General features: G+C 64.8%; 23 protein-coding genes and 1 tRNA gene. 15 read left to right on the top strand and 9 right to left on the bottom strand.

Features of this window, described 5'->3' with window-relative positions:
* Window positions 1-96: 96 nt before the first annotated feature.
* The 3 genes from M4J39_RS16530 to pdxA are packed head-to-tail and all read right to left on the bottom strand — an operon-like array spanning window position 97 to window position 3,199.
* Window positions 97-987: a dihydrodipicolinate synthase family protein gene (locus tag M4J39_RS16530; RefSeq protein ID WP_251729503.1), complete on the bottom strand. Its 891-nt coding sequence runs from the start codon at window positions 985-987 to the stop codon at window positions 97-99.
* Between the two features lie 26 nt (window positions 988-1,013).
* Window positions 1,014-2,144: an iron-containing alcohol dehydrogenase gene (locus M4J39_RS16525; RefSeq protein ID WP_251729564.1), complete on the bottom strand. Its 1,131-nt coding sequence runs from the start codon at window positions 2,142-2,144 to the stop codon at window positions 1,014-1,016.
* Between the two features lie 8 nt (window positions 2,145-2,152).
* Window positions 2,153-3,199 carry a 4-hydroxythreonine-4-phosphate dehydrogenase PdxA gene (pdxA, locus tag M4J39_RS16520; protein WP_251729502.1) on the bottom strand — a complete coding sequence of 349 codons (1,047 nt, stop codon included), beginning with the start codon at window positions 3,197-3,199 and terminating at the stop codon, window positions 2,153-2,155.
* 767 nt (window positions 3,200-3,966) lie between these two features.
* On the opposite strand from pdxA, the gene M4J39_RS16515 reads away from it, so the two are divergent.
* From M4J39_RS16515 to M4J39_RS16495, 5 genes are all read left to right on the top strand, one after another.
* Window positions 3,967-4,779: a potassium channel family protein gene (locus tag M4J39_RS16515; protein ID WP_251729563.1), complete on the top strand. Its 813-nt coding sequence runs from the start codon at window positions 3,967-3,969 to the stop codon at window positions 4,777-4,779.
* A gap of 141 nt (window positions 4,780-4,920) precedes the next feature.
* Window positions 4,921-6,459, top strand: coding sequence for a YjjI family glycine radical enzyme (locus tag M4J39_RS16510; protein WP_251729501.1), 1,539 nt, complete (start codon window positions 4,921-4,923; stop codon window positions 6,457-6,459).
* Complete coding sequence (locus M4J39_RS16505) at window positions 6,452-7,321, top strand: YjjW family glycine radical enzyme activase (protein WP_251729500.1); 870 nt, start codon at window positions 6,452-6,454, stop codon at window positions 7,319-7,321. The genes M4J39_RS16510 and M4J39_RS16505 overlap by 8 nt, the downstream gene beginning before the upstream one ends.
* A gap of 145 nt (window positions 7,322-7,466) precedes the next feature.
* Entirely contained in the window at window positions 7,467-8,984 is a 1,518-nt protein-coding gene (locus M4J39_RS16500; protein WP_251729499.1) for a class I adenylate-forming enzyme family protein, read from the top strand.
* Window positions 8,985-8,992: 8 nt separating this feature from the next.
* Complete coding sequence (locus M4J39_RS16495; protein WP_251729498.1) at window positions 8,993-9,802, top strand: creatininase family protein; 810 nt, start codon at window positions 8,993-8,995, stop codon at window positions 9,800-9,802.
* A gap of 5 nt (window positions 9,803-9,807) precedes the next feature.
* Here M4J39_RS16495 and M4J39_RS16490 read toward each other — a convergent pair whose 3' ends face one another.
* The 4 genes from M4J39_RS16490 to M4J39_RS16475 form a co-directional block, all read right to left on the bottom strand.
* Window positions 9,808-10,593, bottom strand: a complete 786-nt coding sequence (locus tag M4J39_RS16490; RefSeq protein WP_251729497.1) for an ABC transporter permease — start codon at window positions 10,591-10,593, stop codon at window positions 9,808-9,810.
* Window positions 10,593-11,453: an ABC transporter permease gene (locus tag M4J39_RS16485; RefSeq protein WP_251729496.1), complete on the bottom strand. Its 861-nt coding sequence runs from the start codon at window positions 11,451-11,453 to the stop codon at window positions 10,593-10,595. The genes M4J39_RS16490 and M4J39_RS16485 overlap by 1 nt, the downstream gene beginning before the upstream one ends.
* Window positions 11,450-12,502 (bottom strand): ABC transporter ATP-binding protein, encoded by a 1,053-nt coding sequence (locus tag M4J39_RS16480; RefSeq protein ID WP_251729495.1) that lies wholly within the window; start codon window positions 12,500-12,502, stop codon window positions 11,450-11,452. Before M4J39_RS16480 ends, M4J39_RS16485 begins: the two co-directional genes overlap by 4 nt.
* A 140-nt stretch (window positions 12,503-12,642) precedes the next feature.
* Window positions 12,643-13,725 (bottom strand): PotD/PotF family extracellular solute-binding protein, encoded by a 1,083-nt coding sequence (locus M4J39_RS16475; RefSeq protein WP_251729494.1) that lies wholly within the window; start codon window positions 13,723-13,725, stop codon window positions 12,643-12,645.
* Window positions 13,726-13,893: 168 nt separating this feature from the next.
* On the opposite strand from M4J39_RS16475, the gene M4J39_RS16470 reads away from it, so the two are divergent.
* Window positions 13,894-14,406, top strand: a complete 513-nt coding sequence (locus tag M4J39_RS16470) for a nucleoside deaminase (protein WP_251729493.1) — start codon at window positions 13,894-13,896, stop codon at window positions 14,404-14,406.
* 7 nt (window positions 14,407-14,413) lie between these two features.
* On the opposite strand, the gene M4J39_RS16465 is transcribed toward M4J39_RS16470, so the two are convergent.
* Window positions 14,414-15,385 carry a LysR family transcriptional regulator gene (locus M4J39_RS16465; RefSeq protein ID WP_251729492.1) on the bottom strand — a complete coding sequence of 324 codons (972 nt, stop codon included), beginning with the start codon at window positions 15,383-15,385 and terminating at the stop codon, window positions 14,414-14,416.
* A gap of 118 nt (window positions 15,386-15,503) precedes the next feature.
* Window positions 15,504-15,593: transfer RNA gene (locus M4J39_RS16460), tRNA-Ser, on the bottom strand.
* Between the two features lie 308 nt (window positions 15,594-15,901).
* Here M4J39_RS16460 and rplU point away from each other — a divergent pair.
* The 9 genes from rplU (at window position 15,902) to rsfS (ending at window position 22,998) form a co-directional block, all read left to right on the top strand.
* On the top strand, window positions 15,902-16,222 hold the full coding sequence (rplU, locus tag M4J39_RS16455) for a 50S ribosomal protein L21 (RefSeq protein ID WP_251729491.1): 321 nt from the start codon (window positions 15,902-15,904) through the stop codon (window positions 16,220-16,222).
* A 112-nt stretch (window positions 16,223-16,334) separates the two neighbouring features.
* Window positions 16,335-16,604 carry a 50S ribosomal protein L27 gene (gene rpmA / locus M4J39_RS16450; RefSeq protein WP_251729490.1) on the top strand — a complete coding sequence of 90 codons (270 nt, stop codon included), beginning with the start codon at window positions 16,335-16,337 and terminating at the stop codon, window positions 16,602-16,604.
* 129 nt (window positions 16,605-16,733) lie between these two features.
* The gene (locus tag M4J39_RS16445) at window positions 16,734-17,432 is read left to right on the top strand and encodes a GNAT family N-acetyltransferase (protein ID WP_251729489.1); all 699 of its coding nucleotides are present in this window, start codon (window positions 16,734-16,736) and stop codon (window positions 17,430-17,432) included.
* Window positions 17,433-17,583: 151 nt separating this feature from the next.
* Window positions 17,584-18,186 (top strand): GNAT family N-acetyltransferase, encoded by a 603-nt coding sequence (locus M4J39_RS16440; RefSeq protein ID WP_251729488.1) that lies wholly within the window; start codon window positions 17,584-17,586, stop codon window positions 18,184-18,186.
* A gap of 166 nt (window positions 18,187-18,352) precedes the next feature.
* Window positions 18,353-19,444, top strand: coding sequence for a GTPase ObgE (gene obgE, locus M4J39_RS16435; protein WP_251729487.1), 1,092 nt, complete (start codon window positions 18,353-18,355; stop codon window positions 19,442-19,444).
* On the top strand, window positions 19,428-20,579 hold the full coding sequence (proB, locus tag M4J39_RS16430) for a glutamate 5-kinase (RefSeq protein WP_251729486.1): 1,152 nt from the start codon (window positions 19,428-19,430) through the stop codon (window positions 20,577-20,579). Before obgE ends, proB begins: the two co-directional genes overlap by 17 nt.
* A gap of 2 nt (window positions 20,580-20,581) precedes the next feature.
* A complete protein-coding gene (locus tag M4J39_RS16425; protein ID WP_251729485.1) occupies window positions 20,582-21,859 on the top strand; it encodes a glutamate-5-semialdehyde dehydrogenase in 1,278 nt (425 codons plus the stop codon).
* Window positions 21,856-22,461, top strand: coding sequence for a nicotinate-nucleotide adenylyltransferase (locus tag M4J39_RS16420; RefSeq protein WP_251729484.1), 606 nt, complete (start codon window positions 21,856-21,858; stop codon window positions 22,459-22,461). The genes M4J39_RS16425 and M4J39_RS16420 overlap by 4 nt, the downstream gene beginning before the upstream one ends.
* Before the next feature lie 117 nt (window positions 22,462-22,578).
* A complete protein-coding gene (rsfS, locus tag M4J39_RS16415; RefSeq protein WP_251729483.1) occupies window positions 22,579-22,998 on the top strand; it encodes a ribosome silencing factor in 420 nt (139 codons plus the stop codon).
* The last annotated feature ends 37 nt before the right edge of the window (window positions 22,999-23,035 follow it).

The raw sequence follows: 23,035 nt of genomic DNA, 5'->3' as shown, positions 1-23,035 counted from the left end.
AGCTTGGAAACACGCGTCTCGCCCGGAAAGCGCTTGCTCCGGGCGAGACGACCCAAGGCTTCGGAAAAAGACCGACGGGCAACCGTCCGCCCTGTCTCAGGCAACAGCTTCGGCGAAAGCCTTCGAAACGGCCGCCACCTTGTCGTTGACTTCGTCGGTGACCACCGCCGGGCTGCGGCTCTTGCCGACCTCCGGCATGGCGAGATAGAGGGCGCGCTTGACCATGGTCGGGGGAAAACCGTGAGCATAGAGCGCCTTGCGAAGCTCGCCGTAGTGGGCCTGGGCGGCATCCGCAGCGGCGACATCACCGGCGACATGGGCCTTCCAGATGGCGTTCAGCGTCAGCGGTGCAATGTTGCCGAGGCCGGAAATGCAGCCGGCCGCGCCGTTGCGCAGACCATGCAGGATGAGATGGTCCGGCCCGACCAGCACGTCGAAGTCCCGGCGTGACCGGGCAACGGCCAGGAAGCCGTCGAGGCTCTCCTCGGAGCCGGCGCTGTCCTTGATGCCGACGATATTCGGATGATCGGCGAGCCGCGCCGCCGTCTCGGGCTCGATCTTGTTCCCGGTGCGCGCCGGTATGTTGTAGAGATAGACCGGCACCTTGAGGGCATCGGCAACCCGTGTGTAGTGGCCGACGAGTTCATCCTGCGAGCAGGCGATGAACGACGGCGCCACCACCGAGACGGCGGCGACCCCCAGCGTCTCCACCGCCTTGCCCAAGACGATCGTCTGATGCGTCGAGATCTCGCCGACATGGGCGAGCACCGGCACGCGGCCGGCGGCGGCCTCGACCGAGGTCCTTGCCACCAGCACCTTCTCGTCGAAGGACAGGGTGTAGAACTCGCCGTTGGTGCCGGCGCAGAAGACGCCGTTACCGGCTGCCGCCTGACGCTCGACCTGCCGGGTGAGCGCGGCAACGTTGACCTCCTCCCGGCTATCGAACGGCGTGACAATGGCGACGAAGGGACCCTTGGTCGTGCTCATGAGGCTTTCCACTTCCATGCAACGCGTCAGAAGGCGGCGCGATAGATCGAGAGAATGTCAGCTTCGGCGAGATCGCGCGGATTGTTGTCGAGGAGCCGGCGGATGGCGTGCGCCTCTCCGGCCATGGCCGGCAGATCGTCGGCCGGCACTCCAAAAGCCGACATCCGCATCTCGCAGCCGAGCCGCACGCACCAGTCGTTGGCGGCGTCGAACACCTTGGCCGAGTCGGTCGAGACGGGCAGTCCCAGCGCTTCGAGAATTGCCGCCGTCCGATCCGGCGTGGCCGGTGCGTTGAAGGCCAGAACGTGTGGGAAGATCAGCGCGTTGGCAGCGCCATGCGCCACATGGTAGCGAGCGCCCAACGGATAGGAAACGGCATGGCCGCCAGCGGTGTTGACCGGTCCGAGGCAATAGCCGCCATAGAGCGAAGCGAGCGCCATGCCGGCGCGCGCATCCGGGTCGTGGCCGTCGTCGGCCGCCTTCGCCAGCCAGAGCCCGACGAGCCGGATACCTTCGAGAGCGTAGAGATCGATGACCGGATGAGCCTTCCTGTTGGTGAAGGCCTCGACGCAATGGGCGAGCGCATCGACGCCTGTCGCCACGGTAATCGAGCGCGGCATGCCGAGTGCTAGATCGGGGTCGACGACGGCAAGGTCGGCCAGCATGTGCCGGCTCTGGACAGCGCACTTGGCCAGGGCCGCCACGTCGGTGACCAACGCGCGCGTCCCGACCTCGCTGCCGGTCCCGGCCGTGGTCGGCACCTGGACGATCGGCAGCTTCCTGCCCGCCACCCTCTCGGCGCCGACGACTTCGGAAAAGCTTTGCCCGCTGCCGGGCAGAACGGCGACCAGCTTGGCGAGATCCATGGAGCTGCCGCCGCCGAAACCGATGACGGCATCGACGCCCGCTTGCTCGGCGGCTGCGACGACGCGGGCGAGATCGTCGGTGGTCGGCTCGCCGGCGAGGTCTCCCCACACCAACGGATCGCCCGGCAGATCCAGGCCGCCGACGCGGGCGGCATTGAAGGTGTCGGTCACGACCATGGGGCGGCGGATGCCATGGGAAGCCAGCCAACGCCCGGCTTCGGCCGCGGTGCCCCGACCGAAGATCAGGCGAGGCGGCTGGATGAGATCGATCGGCGCTCCCAGCGCGTTCAGCGGAGCGATCATGGCTTGCCGGCTCCCTTGAGCCCGGAGACGCGCGTCGCCGCCAACCGAAGCGCATAGTCCACCGCCTCGAGCAAGCTCAGCTCGTTGGCAATGCCCTTGCCGGCGATGTCGAACGCCGTGCCGTGGTCGACCGAGGTGCGGATGATCGGCAGGCCGAGCGTAATGTTGACGCCGGACAAAGAGTCCCATTTGCCGGTCTTCGGATCGACGTTGAAGCCGAGCAGCTTGACGGGGATGTGACCCTGATCATGATACATGGCAATCACCGCATCGAACTGGCCAGCGTGCAGCTTGACGAACACGGTATCGCCCGGCACCGGCCCGACGACATCGAGTCCCTCGGCCACGCACTGGGCGATCACCGGTTCGCTGACCTCGATATCCTGACGGCCGAACAGCCCACCCTCGCCCGCGTGCGGATTGAGCGCGGCAACGGCGATGCGGCGGCGCGGCAGCCCGAGCCCCTCGAGCGTCTCGGCCGTGAGGTCAATGACGTAGCGCAGGCGTTCCGGCGTCAGCTTCTTCGGCACGTCCTCGAGGGCGATGTGGGTCGTCACGTGGCTGACCCGCATGTTGCCGTGGGCCAGCATCATCACCGATCCCTTGGCGCCCGTGAGATGGGCGAGAAGGTCGGTATGACCCGCGAAATGGAAACCGGCCTTGTTCAGGGCCTCCTTGTTGAGCGGCGCCGTGACGATACCGTGGATGCGCCCCGCCTTTGCCAGTTGCACCGCCTGCTCGACGGCGTGATAGGCGAAGCGCCCGCCGTCCGTCGACAGTACGCCGGGCAGGATCGGCTCCCCCTCTGGGCAGGCCTGCAGCGCGGCGAGCCCCGGCCAGTCGCCATCCGCGTCCACTGAGGGGATGTCGAGTTCAGGCGCGAAAGTCCGGCAGGCCCGGTTGAGCGCGTCATTGGAGCCGATGACCAGAAGGCGCAGCTCATCCGCATCGAGCTGCGGTTTCAGAACCTTGCAGGCCTTGGCGATGATCTCGGGCCCGACGCCGGCGGGGTCGCCCATGGTGATTGCCAGATGTGGGATCAACGGTGGTTCCTCTCGTATCCGGAAAGCGCGCGCTGCCGGCAATGTGGCGGAAGGCAGGAGCCCCTCCTCCGGCCGCGTGACGCCGGAATCCCAGCCATCAAGCCGAAGTCGTCCGCGGCGCAACTCTTGAAACGGATTGCCGCTCGATCCTCTCTCCCACCCTCAGAAGACGCGTCATTTGATCGGTTGTCAATATGTTGTAATATTATTGGTGTTTCCCCTTCTCCAGAACGAGCCATGCCAACCTTAAAAGGTAGGAAAATCGGCCAGCTTCTTGCGTTTTCGCGATGGATCGCTTCGTTGGAAACTTGTCACAACGGCGATGCTGCGGACGGGATCTCGGACCGGGATTCGAGGTAACCCAACCTGACCTGGCGTTCGGAAAAGATTATTTGATTGTTAAAACAAGAGATTATAACGGCGTTGAACCGGGGATCCGAAATCAGGCCCCGCCCCTTGACAAGACAGCTTAAGTCCAAAATTTTACAAGTTGAGAACAAGTTGAGGCAGATGAGCCGAACGGCTGTAGTTGTTACCGAGAGCTCTTGCACTCATGGCGGAACGCGCCGCCTTGCCAGATGGTTGTTCGTCGGGTTGTAGGAGCCCTCCAGGCATGATGAAATCGGCCTGGGAACCGACGGGCGCCCTTCATCGTCCCCGCAGGCGCCATGGGAAGGATCTGCTCAATCGTGACGACCGAGCCTCGGGACACACACTCCAGCACTTCGGACAACTACCCTGACGACGGGCCCAGCGTCGAAGCGCTTTTGCATTTCCGGCCTCGTTACGACGACGAACCGGAAGAAGCTCTCGATCGCGCGGCCTGGCGCCAGCGCCTGCGCCAGCTTTATGTCGGAACGGATCCGGTAGCGACCCGCTTCCAGTGGGCAGTCGCGACGGTCGATCTCGTCATCATCGGCTTCTTCATCCTCAGCCCAGTCCTGCAGGATTTGGGCGCCTTCCTCTGGTTCGATTACGCCGTCGCGCTCCTGCTTGTCGCCGACCTGACGGCGCGGGCGGCGGCGGCCATCAGTATTCGTCAATGGCTCCGACGGCCGGCGGTCTGGGTGGACTTCGTCGTGCTTGCGACGCTGCTGGCCCCCCTTTGGCTCGCCAATCTCGGTTTTCTGCGCATTTTGCGTTTATGGACACTGTCCCAGAAAGGACTCTTCTGGCGCGCGCTCCGCCGGTATGGCTATCCGGAGTGGGAAGACGTCGGTCGGGCGGCGATCAATCTCATCACCACCCTCTTCATCATCACCGGCTTCGTCTACACCGCCTTTGCGAGACCGGGCTCAGGCATGGAAGGCTGGGTCGACGCCCTGTATTTCACGGTGGCGACTGTAACCACCACAGGCTTTGGAGACATCACCCTCCCCGGCACCGCCGGGAAGCTGACCTCCATCGTCACCATGATCGTCGGCATTTCGCTGTTCGTGCGCCTCGCGCAGGCGCTGTTCCGACCCTACAAGGTCACCTTCCGCTGCCCGAAATGCGCCCTCATGCGGCACGAGCCGGACGCCGTCCACTGCAAGGCGTGCGGCCATCTTCTGGCGATCCCCGACGAGGGGGGCGGGTAAGTCGCCGAACGATACGCATGGACAGGTGATCGGTAACCCTCCGGCTGGACAAGCCTTCGTTTATCTCGCTTGATGCGCCAAATCATGGTCTCCGCTCCCGGAGCGGCGTATCATGCTTGCGCCCGACAACGAGGAACCGCCATGACCGAAACGCTGAGCCAGCTGCGCCGGATCGCGCAGAACCCGACCCTGAGCTTCAAGCAAAAAGAACATGCGCTGGCGGTCGAGGCCGAGAACATGCTGCCTTACGTGCTGCTTGATGCCGAGACGCGCGCCGCGCTCGACGCGCGCATCATCTGCGACATGTACGAAGGCAACGCCCCCTACAAGCCGCGCTACGTGCTTCCGGACTATGAGGTGGTGCTGAAGAACGGTTCCACACATCTGGAGCTGCCCAAGCCGGAAACCCTCGACGAAGCGATCAACACGCTGCAGATCGCCTATCATCACGTACCCTCGGTCACCGGCATGCCGGTGTTCATCGGCCATCTCGACGCGCTGCTTCTGCCTTTCTGCGACGGTGTCTCGGACGACGAACTTTACCGCAAGATCAAGCTTTTCTGGCGCTACATCGACCGCGTTCTGCCGGACGCCTTCCTGCATGCCGACATTGGCCCCACCGACAACCGCGTCGCCCGCGCCATCCTGAGGGCCGACGCCGAGCTGAAGCAGGTGGCGCCCAACCTCACCTTCCTCTACGACCCCGAGGTAAGCGGCGAGGACATCCTGCGGCTTTGCACCGACAACATCATCGCCTGCTCCAAGCCCCACATCGCCAACCACCCGATCCACCGGGAAGTGTTCGACGAGCCGGGCTATGCCATCGTCAGCTGCTACAACGCCCTGCCGCTCCGTGGCGGCGCGGCATCGCTTGCCCGCATCAATCTCAAGAAGGTCGCCGAGGCGAGCTCTGGCGAAGCCGATTTCCTCGATGTCCAGCTGCCGCGATACGTCCACCTCAACGCCCGCCTGATGCGCGCCCGCGTCGACTATCTGTTCCGCCAGTCGGGTTTCTTCGACGGCAACTTCCTGGTCGAGGAAGGCTGGATCGACAGGGACCGCTTCACCGCCATGTTCGGCATCTTCGCCATGGCGGAGGCGGTCAACCACTTGCAGGATCTTGCTGGTCGCCCCGGCCGATACGGACATGACGCCGCTGCCAACGAACTCGGGCACCGCATTTCGGCGCGGCTCGCCGAACTGGTCGAGCGAGAGCCGATGGAGCACGTCTGGCGCGGCGTCGCCATGCTGCATGCCCAGGCGGGCTTGTCCAGCGACGCCGGCACGACGCCCGGCGTGCGCATTCCCTACGGCAGCGAGCCGGACCCGGTGAGCCACGTGCAGGCACTCCTGCCACACCACAAGCATTATCTCTCAGGCGTCTCGGAAATCCTCACCCTGGACGAGACGGTGCGGTCCAACCCGGAAGCGGTGTTCCAGCTTGCCAAGGGCGCCCTGCAGCTCGGCTTCCGCGAGTTCACCGCCAATGTGACCGGCAACGACCTCGTCCGCGTCACCGGCTTCATGATCCGTCTGTCCGACGTCAAGCTCTACAACGCGGCCAGGGGATCGCGCGTCAACACCACGGCGCTCGGTGCCGAAGCGGCCGAGACCGTGCACATTCTCGACCGCAAGCCGCGCGTCGTCGGGCTTGAGCTGATGGCAGGTTCGGGTGTCTGACGGCGTCGCCGCCGTCAGCAAGTTCCTGACCTGGTCGGTTGTCGACGGGCCGGGAAACCGCTTCGTGCTGTTCCTGCAGGGCTGCAACTACCACTGCGTCACCTGCCACAACCCGCATACCATCGGCGTCTGCAGCGACTGCGGCGCCTGCGTCGCCGTTTGTCCGTCCGGCGCCCTGAAGAAGTCCGGCCGCAAGGTCGTCCACGATCCAGGCCCTTGCATTTCCTGCGACAGCTGTCTGTCCGCCTGCCCTACCCGTGCCAACCCCATGGTGCGGCGCATGACGGTGAACGACGTGCTCGAGCTTCTTCGCCGAAACGCGCCCTTCCTCAACGGCCTCACCGTATCCGGCGGCGAGGCGACATTGCATCTCGACTTCCTGATCGATCTGTTCACAGCCATCAAGGCAGCGCCGGATCTTGCCCATCTGACGCTGTTCATCGACAGCAACGGCAATCTGCCCGCCGAAGGCTGGCAAAGGGTTTTGCCAGTCACCGATGGCGTGATGCTCGACATCAAGGCCTTCGATCCCGAGCGCCATCGCCGGTTGACGGGCGCCGACAACGACTTGTCGCTCGCCTCGGCCAGACTGCTTGCCGAGGCCGGCAAACTCTATGAACTGCGCTTCCTTATGATTCCCGGCGAAACCGATTCTCCCGAAGAGATTTCCGCGCTTTCCGCACTGGCGCATGAGCTCGGTCCGCACACGCGCCTCCGCCTCAATGCTTTCCAGCACCATGGCGTGCGCGGGCCGGCTGCGACCTGGGCGCCCATGCCGCGCGCCGGCGTCGAAGCCGCAGCGGGCGTTCTGCAAGCCAGCGGCCTTGCGGAGGTGGTCTTGCCGTCGGTCTGGCTGCCCTGAGGCGTCGGGGCCGGCGGCGACGAGCTGCACGATCGTCAATTGGCGGCATTCAATGAACTCTATGTCGGGCGTCGAATTTCCTTCGTCCGCCAGCTTGCCCATGGTCGACCCGACTGACGCCGCTCGTCGAGGGAAATGCAAGACCATGCTGATGCACCATTTGCTCTACCGCGCCGCCGAGCGCGCGCCTGACAACGTCGCGTTCAACTGGGTCGACCGCGATGTGGCTCTGACTGCCTCGGAGGCAGTTGACGGCATGGAGACGATGGCGGGCGCTTTGGCCCATCTCGGCGTCGCCCCGGGAGACCGCGTGCTGATCTTCGCCCACAACGGCATGGACTATCTCCTCGCCATGCTGGGAACCTGGCGGGTTGGAGCCATTTCGGCGCTGGTGAACGTCAAATATGCCGACGATCTCGCCTACTACGTCGACGACCACCGCCCCAAGGCGATCATCTACACGCACGACATGGAAGGCCTGGTGAAGACCGCCGCAGCCGCCGTGGGATGCGTGTCTCATCTCATCTGCATGGACGGGCCTCAGGAGGGCGCCCATGCATTGCCCGAGCTTCTGGCGGCCTGCTTCACGCCGCCCAACGATCCCGAGGATGCCTCGGCGATCGCCCATCTGTCCTATACATCCGGCACGACCGGCAAACCCAAGGGCGCCTGTCTCGCCCATGAACCGACGGTGACCGCCGCCCGCTGCATCGGCGAGCGATTGCGCATCCGGGCAGACGATCGCTCTTTCGGTCCGACGGCTCTCTCCAGCTCCTATCAGCTCGTTGCCAACCTGCTGCCGCCAATGGCCGTCGGCGCGACGGTCAACGTCATGGGCAAATGGACCCAGACAAGCGGCTGGGAAGCACTGGAACGAACCGGCGCCACCGTCTTCGTCGGCAATCCCGTGGTGCTGACCGAGCTTCTTGAGGAATCGCAGGCACGCGGCCGTTTGCCGTCGCCGCTGCGCTTTGGCCTTTCCGGTGGCGGACCGGTGCCGCCGACGCTGCGGAAGGCCTTCCGCGACGTGTTGAAGCTGCCATTGGTGGAAAGCTTCGGCCAGAGCGAGATCGGCGGCTTCTTCGCACTCGGCTTCCCAGAACTCGAGCCGGACGACACCAAGCTCGTGCGCATCGGGCCGGGCACCCCCGACAAGGAAGTGGCGATCCTCACCACCTCCGGCACACGCGCCCCGATCGGCACCGTCGGCGAGATCTGCCTGAGGGGCGGCTTCATGGCGGGCTACTGGGGACGGCCGGAAAAGACGGCCGAAACGACGCGCGGCGGCTGGCTTCATTCGGGCGATCTCGGCAGCATCGATGCCGATGGTTATGTGACCATGCGAGGCCGGGTCGCCGAACTCGTTACAGTCGATGGCATCGACTGGTTCCCGCGCGACGTCGAAGAAGCGCTCGCCACCCAGCCCGGCGTCTTGCTGGCCGCCCTGGTCGGCATTCCCAACCCGAGCGGTGGGGCGACGCCGATAGCCTTCGTCACCGAGCGCCCCGGCCAGACGGTCGACCCGATCGCCCTCAAGGCGGCTATTGCGCCTCTCGTTTCCTATGACCTGACGCCCCTCGTCATCCGCAAGGCGGTAAGCCTGCCCATGACCCCGACCGGCAAGATCGCCAAGGCGACGCTTGCCGCCGAAGCCGCCGGATGAACAGCGCCATGACCTCCTTTTCCTGGTGGAGCCTCTCGACTGCCGAGTTCGCTGGACGCGACCTCTCGAAAACCGTCGTCGTGCTGCCCGTTGGCGCCGTCGAACAGCACGGGCCGCACTTGCCGGTCTGTGTCGACGCGGCAATCAATGCCGGCGTGTTGTCGGATGCACTTGGTAAACTTGCCGCCAATGCCGACGTGCTGGTGCTACCGCCCGTGCCCTATGGCAAGTCCGACGAGCATCTGGCCTTTCCCGGCACCATCGCCGTATCGGGCGAAACGTTGGCGCGCATCTGGTTCGAGATCGCCGAGAGCGTTCATCGGGCCGGGGTGCGCAAGCTGGTGTTCTTCAATGCCCATGGCGGCCAGATCGCCCTGATCGACATCGTCTGCCGCGACATCCGGGTGAAGCTCGGCATGCTGGCAGTCGCCTGCTCGTGGTTCCGCATCACGGCGGTCGATGACATCATTCCAGCTACCGAGTCGGCTCACGGCATTCATGGCGGCGACCTTGAGACCAGCGCCATGCTGCATCTGCACGGCGATCTCGTCGCCATGAACAAGGCGGAGGATTTCGTGCCGCTGACGGTCGAAATCGAGGCCTCCGGCAGCCTGCTCACGGCCGAAGGCGCCGTCGGCTTTGGCTGGCAGGCGCAGGATCTTCATCCCAAGGGCGTTGCCGGCAATGCCAAGGCAGCGACCGCGGAAAAGGGACGGATCATCGTCGATCGCGCCGGCTCCGCCTTCGTCTCGCTGCTTGCCGATGTCGCAGCGTTCGATCTCGACCGCCTGACACCCAAAACCGCCTTTTCCCGCTGAAAGGATTAGGCCTCCGCCGCCAGCCTGCGCAGCCGTCGGCGGCGGTAGACCTCGCTGAGGCCGACCAGCAGCGCGGTCAGCGCCAGAACGACCACCTGCATGGCGTTGAGGTCGGGTCTGAGCTCGCGACGAAACTCCGAGGCGACCATCAGCGACAGCGGCTGCGTCCGGCCGGCTAGGAACATGGCGATGGTCAGGTCGGCCAGCGACAGGATGACGCCGACCGAATAGGCCCCCGACAGGGCCGGCCGGATCTGCGGCAGCAGCACGCGCAGGAACGCCTGCCAGGGGGAGGCGCCAAGATCGCGCGCCGCCTCGATCAGCCGTCGATCGAAGCGTACCATCACCGCCGAGATCAGCGCCGTGGCAAACGGCAGCGCTACCAGCGACTGCGCCAGGATCAGCGCTGTGGCGCCGCGCTCGAAACCGACGCGGCTCATGATCATCGCCTGGGCGATCGACAGCACGCTCTTCGGCACCAGGAAGGGGGTCAGCAAAAGAATGGCGAACAGACCGCGCCAACGGAATCCGGGAGCCGTCAGGGCGAGGGACGCCATCAGGCCGAACAGCATGGCCAGGATGCCAACCGGCTGAGCGATCAGAAAGGACGTGGCGAATCCGCTGAGGAAATTGTCGTTCTGCGCCAGCTCCCGATACCATTGGAGCGTGAAGCCGCTGAGCGGGAATGCCATCAGCGCCGAGTCGTTGAAGGAAAACACCGCCAGCACAACGAGTGGCAGATAGAGAAATCCAGCCGCGACGATCAGTACGGAAAGTCCGATTCGTCCCATCACGCCCTCCCGATCACGGCGCGTGCGCCCTTGAGGCGCAGCAACAGCCCGGCCATGGCAGAGGCAACAAGGAACAACGTTGCCAGCAGCGCCAAGGCAAGTGCCGAGGCGAGCGGCCAGTCGAACGCCGTGCCGAAGAGATTGTCGACGAGCGCCATGGCGGTAGCCCCCGACGTTCCGCCCAGAAGACTGGGCGTCAGCATCTCGCCGGCCGAAAGTGCGAAGACGGTCAGGCTGCCGGCGGCGAGCCCCGGCGTGGTGAGCGGAAAGATCACACGGAAGAAAGCGTCGACCGGCCGGGCGCCGAGATCGCGCGCCGCCTCGATCAGACGCCGATCGACCATTTCGGCCGACACCCAGATGGCGAGCACCATGAAGGGCAGATTGTTGTAGGTGAGGACGAGACCGATGGTGAACGGCGAAAACAGGAGAAACTTCAGCGGTTCGTCGATCAACCCCAGCGCCAGAAGCAGCGTATTGACCAACCCCTCGCCGCCTAACACGATCCGCCAGGCGTAGATGCGGACGATCTCGCCGGTATAGAGCGGCGTCAGCAGCACGATGATGGCAAGCCCTTTTGCCGACGCGGCAAGGCGCGTCAGCGCCAGCGCCACCGGAAAGCCGAGAAGGGCCGTGAACACGGTGGTCGCGACGCCCGACAGCACCGCCTTGCCGATCAGGAACCAGTCGGTCGTCGACGTGGCGAGATCGCCCCAGGCCCGGAACGAGAAAGCCGGGATCAGATCGAAGTCTTCCACCTCATAGAAGCTGAAAGCGACGAGGACGGCCAGCGGCGCGATGCAGCCGGCCACGATCGCCACCACCACCGGCAGCGCGAGATGGCGCTGGCGGAAGGTCATGTGGCGATTCTCGTGATGAAGCTGTGGTCGGCGTCGAGCCAAAGGGCGACCGATGTTCCGGCGACATGAGGCGCCTCGGCGGTGAAACGCAGTGACACGTCGGCGACCTCCGCCTGAACCATGTTTCGTTCGCCCTGGAAAACGCAGTTGCTGACGGTGCCGCTGAAGGTTGCCGGTCCTTCGCCGCGCGTTGAAAGCAGCTCGGGCCGAATGACCAGCATGGCGGCCTCTCCACCGGCAAGACCGTCGGCAACCGGGGCCGTAATATCGCCAAGCGGGGTGCCGATTGTCGCCATATCGCCACGACGTTCCAGGATCCGCCCCTCCACCAGCGTCGAATTGCCGATGAAGTCCGCGACAAAGCTGTCGGCCGGGCGGCTGTAAATCGTCTGGGGATCGGCCTTCTGGGCGATGCGGCCCTTGTTCATCACAACGACGATGTCGGACAGCGCGAAGGCTTCCTCCTGATCATGCGTCACGTAGACGAAGGCGATGCCGAGGCGTCGTTGCAGCGCTTTCAGTTCGATCTGGAGATGACCGCGCATCTTGCGATCGAGGGCCGACAGCGGCTCGTCCAGCAAGAGCAGACGCGGTTCGGCAATGATGGACCGCGCCACGGCCACGCGCTGTTGCTGCCCGCCGGACAGCTGGTGCGGATAGCGGTCGCCGAAGTCGGTCATGTGGACGGCTTCAAGTGCCCGTCGCACACGCGCCGGAATGTCGGGAACGCCGCCCCTGAGCTTCAATGCAAAGGCGACATTCTCGTTGACGGTGAGGTGGGGGAAAAGGGCATAGGACTGGAAGACCGTATTGACCGGGCGCCGTTCGGGCGGCACGCCGGCAAGCGGCGTGTTGTCGAGACGCATGTCACCGGCATCCGGCGTCTCGAACCCGGCGATCATCCTGAGAACGGTTGTCTTGCCGCACCCCGAGGGACCGAGCAACGTCAAGAACGCCCGCTCCGGAACGTCGAGGTCGATGCCATCCACCGCGGTCGAGCGTCCGAATGTCTTGACGACACCGCGCATGGCCAGAAGCAGCGGCGACAAGGCCGGCTCCGTCCGCTTTTCCATCCTGCTGTTCACCAATATAGCGTCCTGGTCTCCGAGGCCGGACGGTTCCCGCCCGACCTCGTTTGACAAGCAAATCCCGCACCGCATGGTCTTCTGCGGAGGACGCGGGCGATGGATCAGGCCGCCTTGACCTCGTTCCAGACCTTCAGCCACTCCGAGTAGTTCTCGGGGGCTTCCGGCCACATGAAGTTCTGCATGACCGAGAGGTCGTCGATGAAGATGGCTTCCTGCTTCTCCGGCGTCAGCTTGTCGCGGATGATCGAGGAGGTGGTGGCGTAGTTGCCGATCTCGGCGATGGTGGCCGCATAATCGGCACCGAGGAGATAATCGGCGAACTTGTAGGCCGTCTCGATCTTTTCATCCGGCAGGCTCGACGGAATGGCAAAGCAGTCGCACCAGCCCATGATGCCGGCCTTCGGCTTGGCCATCGCCACCTTCATCTTGTCCTTCAGCGCGTCATAGGGCACGCGCCAGGAGAAGGCCGCCGTCACTTCGCCGGTGGCGATGAGGTTGGTGAGATCGCCGATGGTCTGCCAGTAGGTTCTGAGCAAGGGCTTCTGGGCGATCAGCGCCTTCTTCACCTCGGCGAGTTCGTCGCTGGTGAGCAGGAAAGCGCGGTCGCGCGGAATACCGATATGCAGGGCGGCGATGGCAATCGATTCGAGGGCATAGTCGCGCATGGCGAGCTGTCCCTTGAACTTCGGGTCGAACAGCGTCGAGTAGGTCGGTTCCTCGGTGTGGATGTCCGCACGGTAGACAATCGGGTTGAGGCCCCAGAGATAGGGGATGGCGTAGGTCTGGCCGTCCTCGCCCTTGACCTTCTCGGTCGCCTTGAACACGTCGTACATGTGGGCAAGGTTCGGCACCTTCGTGAGGTCGAGCGGCATCAGCTCGCCGGCCTTGATGTAGCGCCGGGCCTGGTTGAGCGACGGATTGACGACGTCCCAGTCCGAAGCCGAACCGGTCTTCAGCGCCGCGAACTGCGCATCCTCGCTCGACAGGAAAGACAACTTGACCTTGGTGCCGGTCGCCTTCTCGAAAGCCTCGACATATTCGGGATGACCGTTGGAGTCCCAGGTCGCCCAGACGATTTCCGAAACGGCGGCGGAAGCCCGGCCCATCGGACCGAGGAGCGAAAGCCCGGCTCCGGCGGCGAGCCCTCCGAGCATCTGGCGACGGTTAAGAATGAAGCGCTGCATGTGAAACCCCTCTTCGCTTGCGGTCAGGCGGTCCTGTTCCCCTTGTTTTGGCGAAGTTTGCATTGGTCTCACCGGCAGCGTCCATTCGACGGCCGCAATAGACACTATAGGCGGACGCCAAGTCGGGACGCCTTTGACCACGAGAAATCTCCGCTAAGATAGCCGGCGATGCCCTGCTTGTTCCGGACCGCCATGCCGCTTCCCGATCTCGACCACGAAGCCCACCTTCGCCACGCCTTTGCCGTCGCCGCCAAGGCGGCCGACACCGGCAGTCATCCCTTTGGCGCCATTCTGGTCGGCGGCGACGGAACGGTGTTGATGGAACAGGGCAACGCCTATCTGCCCGATCACGACATGACCGGCCATGCCGAGCGCGTATTGGCGACACGGGCATCGCAGCGCTTCCGACCGGCCGAACTGGTGGACGCCACGCTCTATTCGTCTGCTGAACCATGCGCCATGTGCGCCGGAGCTGCCTATTGGGCAGGCATTGGCCGCATCGTCTATGGGCTTTCGGAAAGCAAGCTGAGGCAGATCACCGGCAATCACCCGGAGAACCCGACGCTCGACCTGCCCTGTCGGCTGGTGCTGGAAAGCGGCCAGCGAACCGTCGAAGTGATCGGCCCGATGCTGGAAGACGAGGCCGCAGAGCTCCACCGGGCTTTCTGGGCAAGCCGCTGAAGCGACATCATTCGGCAGCGACACGCAGTATCTGCGGCACCGAATCGGCCGAATCGCGAAGCGCCGAGACGGAGGCCTTCACCAGATGCCGGAACCAGATATGGGCCGGCGAATGGTGCTTGCAGTCATGCCAGAGCAGATAGAAGTCCATGCGGCCGAACTCGACCGGCGCATCGATGACGGCAAAATCGCCGCCTTGCGCCATTTGCTCGGCAAACGGCGCTCCTGTCGTGAAGATCAGATCGGAACCGGCCAGCATGTGAGGAACGATGGCATACTCGGGCACCGAAGCGGCGATATGTCTGCTGAGCCCGAGTTCCATCAGGCGCCCGTCGATCGGACTGTACTGCTTCATGACGTCGGCCGAAGGCGACAGGTGTCGCTCCGCGAGATAGCGATCCATGCCGAGCGAACCGATGGTACCGGCAAGCCGGTGATCGGCGGCCACCACGCATTTGATCGGTGTGGAAAGCAGCGGCGCCAGGCGCAGTTGTTCCGGCGGCCGTGGCCAGTTGCCGACCACGAGATCGAGCGATCCGTCGGCGAGATGGCCCATCAGGTCGTCATGCCCCGGCAGCGTCGCAATATCGATCGACGCCTTCGGCGCCTCCTCGGCAAGCCGGGCGAAGATCCGTGGCAAAAACTCCGCGTCCAGGCAGTTGGCAGCCGCGATTCGAAACCGCCGCTCGGTCCGCTCGGGCTCGAAACTGGGTGGCGGGGCCAGAAGAGCGTCGATATCAGCGAGGAGACGCTGCAATGTAGCCCTGAGCTCCAGGCCGCGCTCGGTGGGCACAAGCGAGCTGCCCGAGCGCACCAGGATCGGATCGCCGATCAGCTCACGCAGTCGCTTCAGCGCCAGGCTGACGGTCGGCTGGGTTTGGCCGAGAATCTCGGCGGTGCGCGACACGCTGCACTCGGTCACGAGCAGAAGAAGGGTCCGCATCAGGCGGACGTCGAAGGCGCCGTTGACGGGCTCCATGGACGGTTCGATCCTCGATAGAGGGAAGCAACAACGTCCTTGACGAAGCACCAAGCGTGCCAAGCCGAAAATCAACCGCCGATCGATCAGACCGACCTGCAAGCGCAATGAGGGAAAATGGCGGAGAGGGAGGGATTTGAACCCCCGATACCCTTGCGAGTATGCCGCATTTCGAGTGCGGTGCAATCGACCACTCTGCCACCTCTCCGCGGTGCTTCTGGGATGCGATCCCGGTCGAAAGCGGCGCGGACCATACCCGCGAGCAAAGCCTCTGGCAAGGGGGTGCCAAGCGTCCAGTAGCGGTTTTTTGACCGGCGCGGAAACACTTTCGGCGATCTGCGGGCCAACATCCGGCCGAAACGCGGGCCTTCCGGCGTTGACCGGCGAAGCCTTTCCGTGTACGGAGATGCCGGCTGAATGGGAGCCTGGTCGATTGTCCGGGCCATCCTGTTTTGTCGATCAGTCGCGCGCTCGAAAGACGCGGCGCGGCCAAGAACCATATGAAGAAGGACTGGCATGACCATGTTCGCAGTTATCAAGACCGGCGGCAAGCAGTACAAGGTTGCCGTTGACGACGTGTTCAACATTGAAAAGATCGAGCTTGAGGACGGCGCCGCCGTCACCTTCGATGAAGTGCTGGCCGTCGGTTCCGACGCTGGCGTGACCGTTGGTGCCCCCACCGTTGCCGGCGCTACCGTCGTCGCCGAGGTGGTCGAGCAGACCCGTGGCCCCAAGGTGATCTCCTTCAAGAAGCGCCGCCGCCAGAACTCCAAGCGCAAGCGCGGTCACCGGCAGCTTCTGACCACGGTGAAGATCACTGCGATCAACGCCGCCTGACGAAATTCCGTTCCGGCTCACTGCTGCCGGAACCTGACCCGACCACCGTCCATCAAGGTGTCGAGCGCCGAACGGCTCCGCCAGTGGACGATACGACAGACAGGAGACTGAAATGGCTCATAAGAAGGCAGGCGGTTCGTCCCGCAACGGTCGCGATACGGCCGGTCGACGCCTCGGCGTGAAGAAGTTCGGCGGCGAAGCCGTCATTCCCGGCAACATCATCATTCGCCAGCGCGGCACCCAGTGGCACCCGGGTACCAACGTTGGCATGGGCGTCGATCACACGATCTTCGCCCTGACGGAAGGCAACGTGTCCTTCGCCACGAAGAGCAACGGCCGAGTGTATGTCTCGGTCGTACCGACGGCGGTGGCAGCAGAGTAAGCCGGATGGAGCGAAAGCGACCCGCCGGCGTCCCACGGACCCGAGCGGATCGCGCTCCCAGCGCGCGATGTGACAGGGGAAGTGGGGCACCACTTCCCCTGATTTCATTTGGAGCGCGAGGAGAGCCCCATGTCGGAGCTGAGCGAGACCGAAGAACCTGACAGTCCCTGCGGCTGGCCGTTGATGGCAGCGGTAAGGCCAGCCATTGAGACGCGACGGCTCATTCTGAGACCGCCAACAGACGAAGATGCCGAGACGATCTCCCGGCTCGCCAACTCGGCCGCGGTTGCCCGCAACCTCGTCGGCATGCCCTACCCCTATCGCATCGAGCATGCGCGCGCCTGGCTCGCCGAGCCGGTCGATCCGCGTGGTCAGCGTCATCTCATCTGCCGCAAGGGCTTCGACGCGGCGCCGACACCCATCGGCGTTCTGACGCTCGACATGCATGGGCGCATCGGCCCCGGCTGGATCGGCTGCTGGCTCGGCGAACGTCACTGGGGACAGGGCTATGCGACCGAAGCCTGCCATGCTGCGATCGATTATGCCTTTCTTCACCAAAGGCATGAGAGATTGTTGTTCGCCTGTCGGGTTACCAACCAGACGGGCCGGCGGGTGATCGAGAAATGCGGTTTCCAGATGGTGGCGCAGGAACTGGCCTCTGCAGTCGGCAGCGGCGTCGCGGTAGCCATCGACCGTTTCCGCATTGATCGCAGCACGTGGGAAAGTATCAGGGCCTGGGAGCCGTTGCGCATTCACGATCGCGAGGCCGAACGAGCCGAGTGGGGAGAAGGGCGCGCCGAGTTTCAGGCTCCGGTGGAGCGAATTTGATCTGACATCGGATGGCCCTTGGGCTACCGATCAACCGATCGACGTCTTCATTGGAAACAAAGCGTACTAGTGGTTTATGTACCGCGTTCATGCAACGGCCTGCATCGTCGACGCGAGCGCCGGGATCGGACCACTAGAGAGTGAGTACGGAATGAAACTGCTTTCCGGTGCCTTAGGCTCTTGGCGGCCGCGCTCGGCTCTCTCTCCGCGCATAGAGACCGGTCGTCTGGTTCTTCGACCGCTCGAACCGGTCGACGCCGAGGCAGTCGCCACCTATCTCGACGATATCGAGGTTGCGCGCTGGCTTGTCCGCGTGCCCCACCCCTTCACCGTCGAGGACGCGACCGCCTTCATCAGCCAGTGTTGCGCCACGTCCAGCCTTGGGACGGCAACGACGCTCGGCATCGTGCTGCGCGGCGACGATCGCGCCATTGTGCGAGGCATCGTCGCCCTGCATAGCCTGGACACCCGACCGGAGATCGGCTTCTGGCTCGGCCGCCCCTTTTGGGGGAATGGCGTGATGAGCGAAGCGGTCGAGGCAACGCTTGCCTGGGCCTACGCCGAACTCGATGTCGACGCCATCATCGCAGGCGCCTTCGAGGGCAACATCGCCTCGCTTGCCATCCAGGCCCGTCAGGGCTTCGAGATTATCGGCATGAGCCGCCGTCCCTCCCTGATCGAGGAGCGTCTGCTCAATCATGTCGACACGCGTCTTACGCGCGCGCGCCACGCCGTCCGACCGTGGCGACCGTGACGTTCCAGCCTGCCTAAGCCAAAAATCCGTTCATTTTCGCCGCGCGATGCTCTAAAGGGCAAGCAGCGACCCGCGTGAGAACCGCGGGCGGCGCGGCTACCGTCTCCAATCTCGAGCTGCCGGCAACGCAAAGACGCGGCCATGCCGCCATTCCAGGAACCCCCCGATGAAATTCCTCGATCAAGCCAAGGTCTACGTCCGATCCGGCGATGGCGGTGCCGGCGCCGTGTCGTTCCGGCGCGAGAAGTTCATCGAGTTCGGCGGGCCGGACGGCGGCGATGGCGGTCGGGGCGGCGATGTCTGGGCCGAATGCGTCGGTGGCCTCAACACATTGATCGACTACCGCTACCAGCAGCATTTCAAGGCCAAGACCGGTGGCCACGGCATGGGACGCGATCGCCACGGCGCCAAGGGCGCCGACATCGTGCTGAAGGTGCCCGTAGGCACCCAGATCATCGAGGAAGACGGCGAAACCCTTCTTGCCGACATGGTCGAGATCGGCCAGCGCGTGCTGATCGCCAAAGGCGGCAATGGCGGTTTCGGCAACGCCTATTTCAAGACATCGACCAACCAGGCGCCGCGCCGCGCCAACCCAGGTCTGCCGGGCGAGGAGAAGTGGCTCTGGCTGCGCATGAAGCTGATCGCCGATGCCGGCCTCGTCGGTCTTCCCAACGCCGGCAAGTCGACCTTCCTGGCGCGAACCACCGCCGCCAAGCCCAAGATCGCCGATTACCCCTTCACCACGCTGCATCCGGGCCTCGGCGTCGTGCGCATCGACGCTCGAGAATTCGTGCTGGCCGACATTCCCGGCCTGATCGAAGGCGCTCATGAAGGCGTCGGCCTTGGCGATCGTTTCCTCGGCCACGTCGAGAGATGCGGCGTGCTTCTGCATCTCATCGACGCCAGCCAGGACGATGTGGTCGGAGCGTGGCGTACCGTTCGGGCTGAGCTGGAAGCCTATGACGAGGCCCTGGGCGAGAAGCCGGAGATCGTGGCCCTGTCCAAGTGCGAGCTCTTGCCGGAAGACGAACTCGCGACCAAGGTCAAGAAGCTGAAGCGCGCCGCCAAGACGACGCCGCTCCTGCTTTCCGCCGTCACCGGCACCGGGGTGGAGGCCGTGCTGCGCGCCATGGCGACAGCGGTGGAGACAAGCCGCGCCGAGAACGATGAATCGCGCGCGGCGACCGCCACCCGCATCTGGCAACCCCTCCACAGAGACCGCGACGACGACAGAGACGACGATGACGACGACTATTGAAGCCTTCACCGGGCCGCTGTCCGGCTACCGTCGCGTGGTGATCAAGATCGGGTCGGCGCTGCTCGTCGAGGGGCGCACCGGCACGCTGAAACGCAGCTGGATGGAAAGTGTCGCCGCCGATGTCGCCCGTCTTCGGACGAGTGGCGCCGCCGTCCTGCTCGTCTCGTCGGGCGCCATCGCCATGGGACGCGGCGTGCTGAAACTGCCGAAGGGCAAGCTGAAGCTCGAGGATAGCCAAGCCGCTGCCGCTGTCGGTCAGATCGCGCTGGCGAGAGCCTGGGCCGAAGTGCTCGGTGACCATGGGATCACCGCCGGACAGATTCTTCTCACACTCGGCGACACCGAGGAACGCCGCCGCTATCTCAACGGCCGCGCCACCATCGGCAAGCTTCTGAAGCTCGGCGCCGTGCCGGTGATCAACGAGAACGACACGGTGGCCACCACCGAGATCCGCTATGGCGACAACGACCGGCTCGCCGCTCGCGTCGCCGCCATGATGGGCGCCGACCTCCTCGTTCTGCTCTCGGACATCGACGGCCTCTACACGGCCCCACCGCAGATCGACCCGAATGCCACGCTGATCCCCGTGATCGATCGCATCACGCCGGAGATCGAGGCGATGGCCGGGGGCGCTGCCTCCGAACTGTCGCGCGGCGGCATGAAGACCAAGATCGACGCCGGAAAGATCGCCACCGTCGCCGGCGCAGCGATGATCATCGCCTCGGGCAAGGTTGCCGCGCCGCTCTCGCGCATCGACGCCGGCGGGCCACATTCGCTGTTCCGTGCCGAGGCCACTCCGGTCACGGCACGCAAGGCCTGGATCGCCGGTCATATCGAGGCGCCCGGCGTTCTAACCATCGACGCCGGCGCCGTCCGGGCGCTGAAGCAGGGACGCAGCCTGTTGCCGCCCGGCGTCACGCGCGTCGACGGCGATTTCCATCGTGGCGACACCGTCATCGTGGTCGACGAAGCCGGCGTCGAGCTGGCTCGCGGCCTTGTCGCCTATGACGCCGTCGACGCTCGCCGCATCCGGGGCCAGAACTCGACGGTGATCGAAGATATCCTCGGTGCGCCGGGCCGGACCGAAATGATCCATCGCGACGACCTCGTGCTGAAGGGCGATCTCGGAGACTGACCATGACCGCATTGACCGACGTTTCCGTTCACGACCTGATGGCCGATATCGGCCGACGTGCCCGCATGGCGGCTCGCCGTCTGGCCGGCGCCTCCGGAAAACAGAAGGCAGCCGCTCTCGTCGCAATGGCCGCCGAAGTGCGCGCACGGCGGGATGACATACTCAAGGCCAACGCCATCGACGTGGCAGCCATGAAGGAAAACGGCGCCGCCGCCTCCTTCCTCGACCGGGGAACACTCGATCCGGGGCGGGTGGAGGCCATTGCCAAGGCGTTGGAAGAGATCGCCGCCCTGCCCGACCCCGTCGGCCGCGTGCTGGCGTCCTGGACCCGGCCGAATGGCCTTGCCATCGAGCGCGTGGCCACACCGCTCGGTGTCATCGGCATCATCTTCGAGAGCCGGCCCAACGTAACGGCCGATGCCGGTGCCCTCAGCCTGATGGCGGGCAACGCGGCCATCCTGCGATGCGGCTCAGATTCGCTTGGTTCCTCGCAGGCGATCCTTGCCGCGCTCGCCGCCGGTCTTCGCACCGCAGGCCTGCCCGAAGATGCCATCCAACTGGTGCCGGTCAAGGATCGCGCCGCCGTCGGCGAAATGCTGACCGGCCTCGATGGTTCGATCGACGTCATCGTGCCGCGCGGCGGCAAAAGCCTGGTCGCCCGCGTACAGGCCGAAGCGCGCGTTCCGGTGTTCGCCCATCTCGAGGGCATCTGCCACGTCTACGTCGACAAGGCGGCTGACCTCGACATGGCCGTCAATGTGACGGTCAACGCCAAGCTGAGACGCGTCGGCGTCTGCGGTTCGGCCGAAACCTTGCTCGTCGATCGGGCCGTGGCGGACAGTCATCTGCTGCCGATCCTGAAGGCGCTCCACGAACGCGGTTGCGAGATCCGAGCCACGGATGAGGTTCGCGCTCGCTTCCCGGCAGCGGTTCCGGCGACCGAGGCGGACTGGTCCACCGAGTATCTGGCGCCGATCATCTCGGTGGCGCTTGTCGACGGCGTCGATGCCGCCATCGAGCACATCGAAACCTACGGCTCTCATCACACCGACAGCATCCTCACGGCCGATGAGGCCACGGCGGCCCATTTCCTCGCCGGGGTCGATTCGGCCATCGTGCTGCACAACGCCTCGACCCAGTTCGCCGATGGCGGCGAGTTCGGCATGGGCGCCGAAATCGGAATCGCCACCGGCAAGATGCATGCGCGCGGCCCGGTCGGCGTCGAGCAACTCACTTCCTTCAAGTACCGCGTACGCGGAACCGGCCAGACGCGACCGTGACGACACCCCGCCTCCCCGTCACGCTGCCCGGCATGCGCGTCGGTCTCTACGGCGGCTCGTTCAATCCGCCGCATCGGGGCCACGCTCACGTTGCGCATCTGGCGCTCCAGCGGCTTCGGCTCGACCGCATCTGGTGGCTGGTCACGCCCGGAAACCCGCTGAAGTCGGCGGATGGCCTGCCGGACGTCAACCGCAGGCTCTCCGCCGTACGGGAGGTCGCACACCATCCGCGCGCCATCGTCACCGATCTCGAATCCCGGCTCGGAACGCGCTACACCATCGACCTTGTCCGCAGACTGAAGAAACTGAGGCCTTCGGTACGATTCGTGTTGGTGATCGGTGCCGACAACTGGGCAACCTTCCATCGGTGGGGCGGATGGCGGGAAATCGCCCGGACGGTACCCATTGCCGTCGTCGATCGGCCGGGGGCCACATTTGCCGCCTTGGCTTCTCCAGCCGCCCGAACCTTCGCCGGGGCCCGGGTCGCCGAACGCGACGGCGCCTTGCTGCCGGACCTAGCGCCTCCCGCCTGGGTGTTCATCGCCGGCGTCAAGGTCCCCCTCTCATCGAGCGATCTTCGCCGATCCGCAGGGCAAGCCTAGCCATTGGTACCGGTCGATCTTGAAAACGTCACCATCAAGGTTCATCCTTTCATTCGTCCGCGATTGCCGGCATGGGGCCGGACATAACGGACCACTTCATGAGGTGCACCCCTGAGCATGCCCTTCACCGAGGGCGCCTTCAGCGCCAATCCGTTTGCCGACGTCGCCGCGTTCTCCGGCGATGCCACCCCTTCCCCGCGATCCCTGCTCGACACGATTCTCGCCAGCCTTGACGATGCCAAGGCCGAGGATGTCGTCGACATCGACGTCGCCGCCAAAACACCGATCGCCGACCACATGGTGGTCTGCACGGGTCGTTCCAGCCGCCACGTCGGAGCCATCGCCGATCATCTGGTGAAAGACCTGAAGGATGCCGGCTTCGGCACCGTCGCAGTCGAAGGCCAACCGGCTTGCGACTGGGTGCTGATCGATGCGGGATCGATCATCGTTCACGTCTTCCGCCCGGAAGTGCGCGAGTTCTATCATCTCGAAAAGATGTGGGCGCCAGATCCGGCGCCAACGAGCGGCCGCCGCTGACGAACGGCCTGAAGGTTCAGCCTTCCCAGGCGGCGAA

The sequence above is a fragment of the Pleomorphomonas sp. NRK KF1 genome (assembly GCF_023721755.1).
Lineage (GTDB): Bacteria > Pseudomonadota > Alphaproteobacteria > Rhizobiales > Pleomorphomonadaceae > Pleomorphomonas.
Note: the sequence above shows the minus strand (reverse complement) of the source record. Positions and strands in the feature narration are given on the sequence as shown.

Coding starts and splice junctions, on each gene's coding strand:
- M4J39_RS16530 (WP_251729503.1), bottom strand. CDS start 987: ATGAGCACGACCAAGGGTCCCTTCGTCGCCATTGTCACGCCGTTCGAT.
- M4J39_RS16510 (WP_251729501.1), top strand. CDS start 4,921: ATGACCGAAACGCTGAGCCAGCTGCGCCGGATCGCGCAGAACCCGACC.
- M4J39_RS16500 (WP_251729499.1), top strand. CDS start 7,467: ATGCTGATGCACCATTTGCTCTACCGCGCCGCCGAGCGCGCGCCTGAC.
- M4J39_RS16495 (WP_251729498.1), top strand. CDS start 8,993: ATGACCTCCTTTTCCTGGTGGAGCCTCTCGACTGCCGAGTTCGCTGGA.
- M4J39_RS16490 (WP_251729497.1), bottom strand. CDS start 10,593: ATGGGACGAATCGGACTTTCCGTACTGATCGTCGCGGCTGGATTTCTC.
- M4J39_RS16485 (WP_251729496.1), bottom strand. CDS start 11,453: ATGACCTTCCGCCAGCGCCATCTCGCGCTGCCGGTGGTGGTGGCGATC.
- M4J39_RS16475 (WP_251729494.1), bottom strand. CDS start 13,725: ATGCAGCGCTTCATTCTTAACCGTCGCCAGATGCTCGGAGGGCTCGCC.
- M4J39_RS16470 (WP_251729493.1), top strand. CDS start 13,894: ATGCCCTGCTTGTTCCGGACCGCCATGCCGCTTCCCGATCTCGACCAC.
- M4J39_RS16465 (WP_251729492.1), bottom strand. CDS start 15,385: ATGGAGCCCGTCAACGGCGCCTTCGACGTCCGCCTGATGCGGACCCTT.
- rplU (WP_251729491.1), top strand. CDS start 15,902: ATGACCATGTTCGCAGTTATCAAGACCGGCGGCAAGCAGTACAAGGTT.
- rpmA (WP_251729490.1), top strand. CDS start 16,335: ATGGCTCATAAGAAGGCAGGCGGTTCGTCCCGCAACGGTCGCGATACG.
- M4J39_RS16445 (WP_251729489.1), top strand. CDS start 16,734: ATGTCGGAGCTGAGCGAGACCGAAGAACCTGACAGTCCCTGCGGCTGG.
- M4J39_RS16440 (WP_251729488.1), top strand. CDS start 17,584: ATGAAACTGCTTTCCGGTGCCTTAGGCTCTTGGCGGCCGCGCTCGGCT.
- obgE (WP_251729487.1), top strand. CDS start 18,353: ATGAAATTCCTCGATCAAGCCAAGGTCTACGTCCGATCCGGCGATGGC.
- proB (WP_251729486.1), top strand. CDS start 19,428: ATGACGACGACTATTGAAGCCTTCACCGGGCCGCTGTCCGGCTACCGT.
- M4J39_RS16425 (WP_251729485.1), top strand. CDS start 20,582: ATGACCGCATTGACCGACGTTTCCGTTCACGACCTGATGGCCGATATC.
- rsfS (WP_251729483.1), top strand. CDS start 22,579: ATGCCCTTCACCGAGGGCGCCTTCAGCGCCAATCCGTTTGCCGACGTC.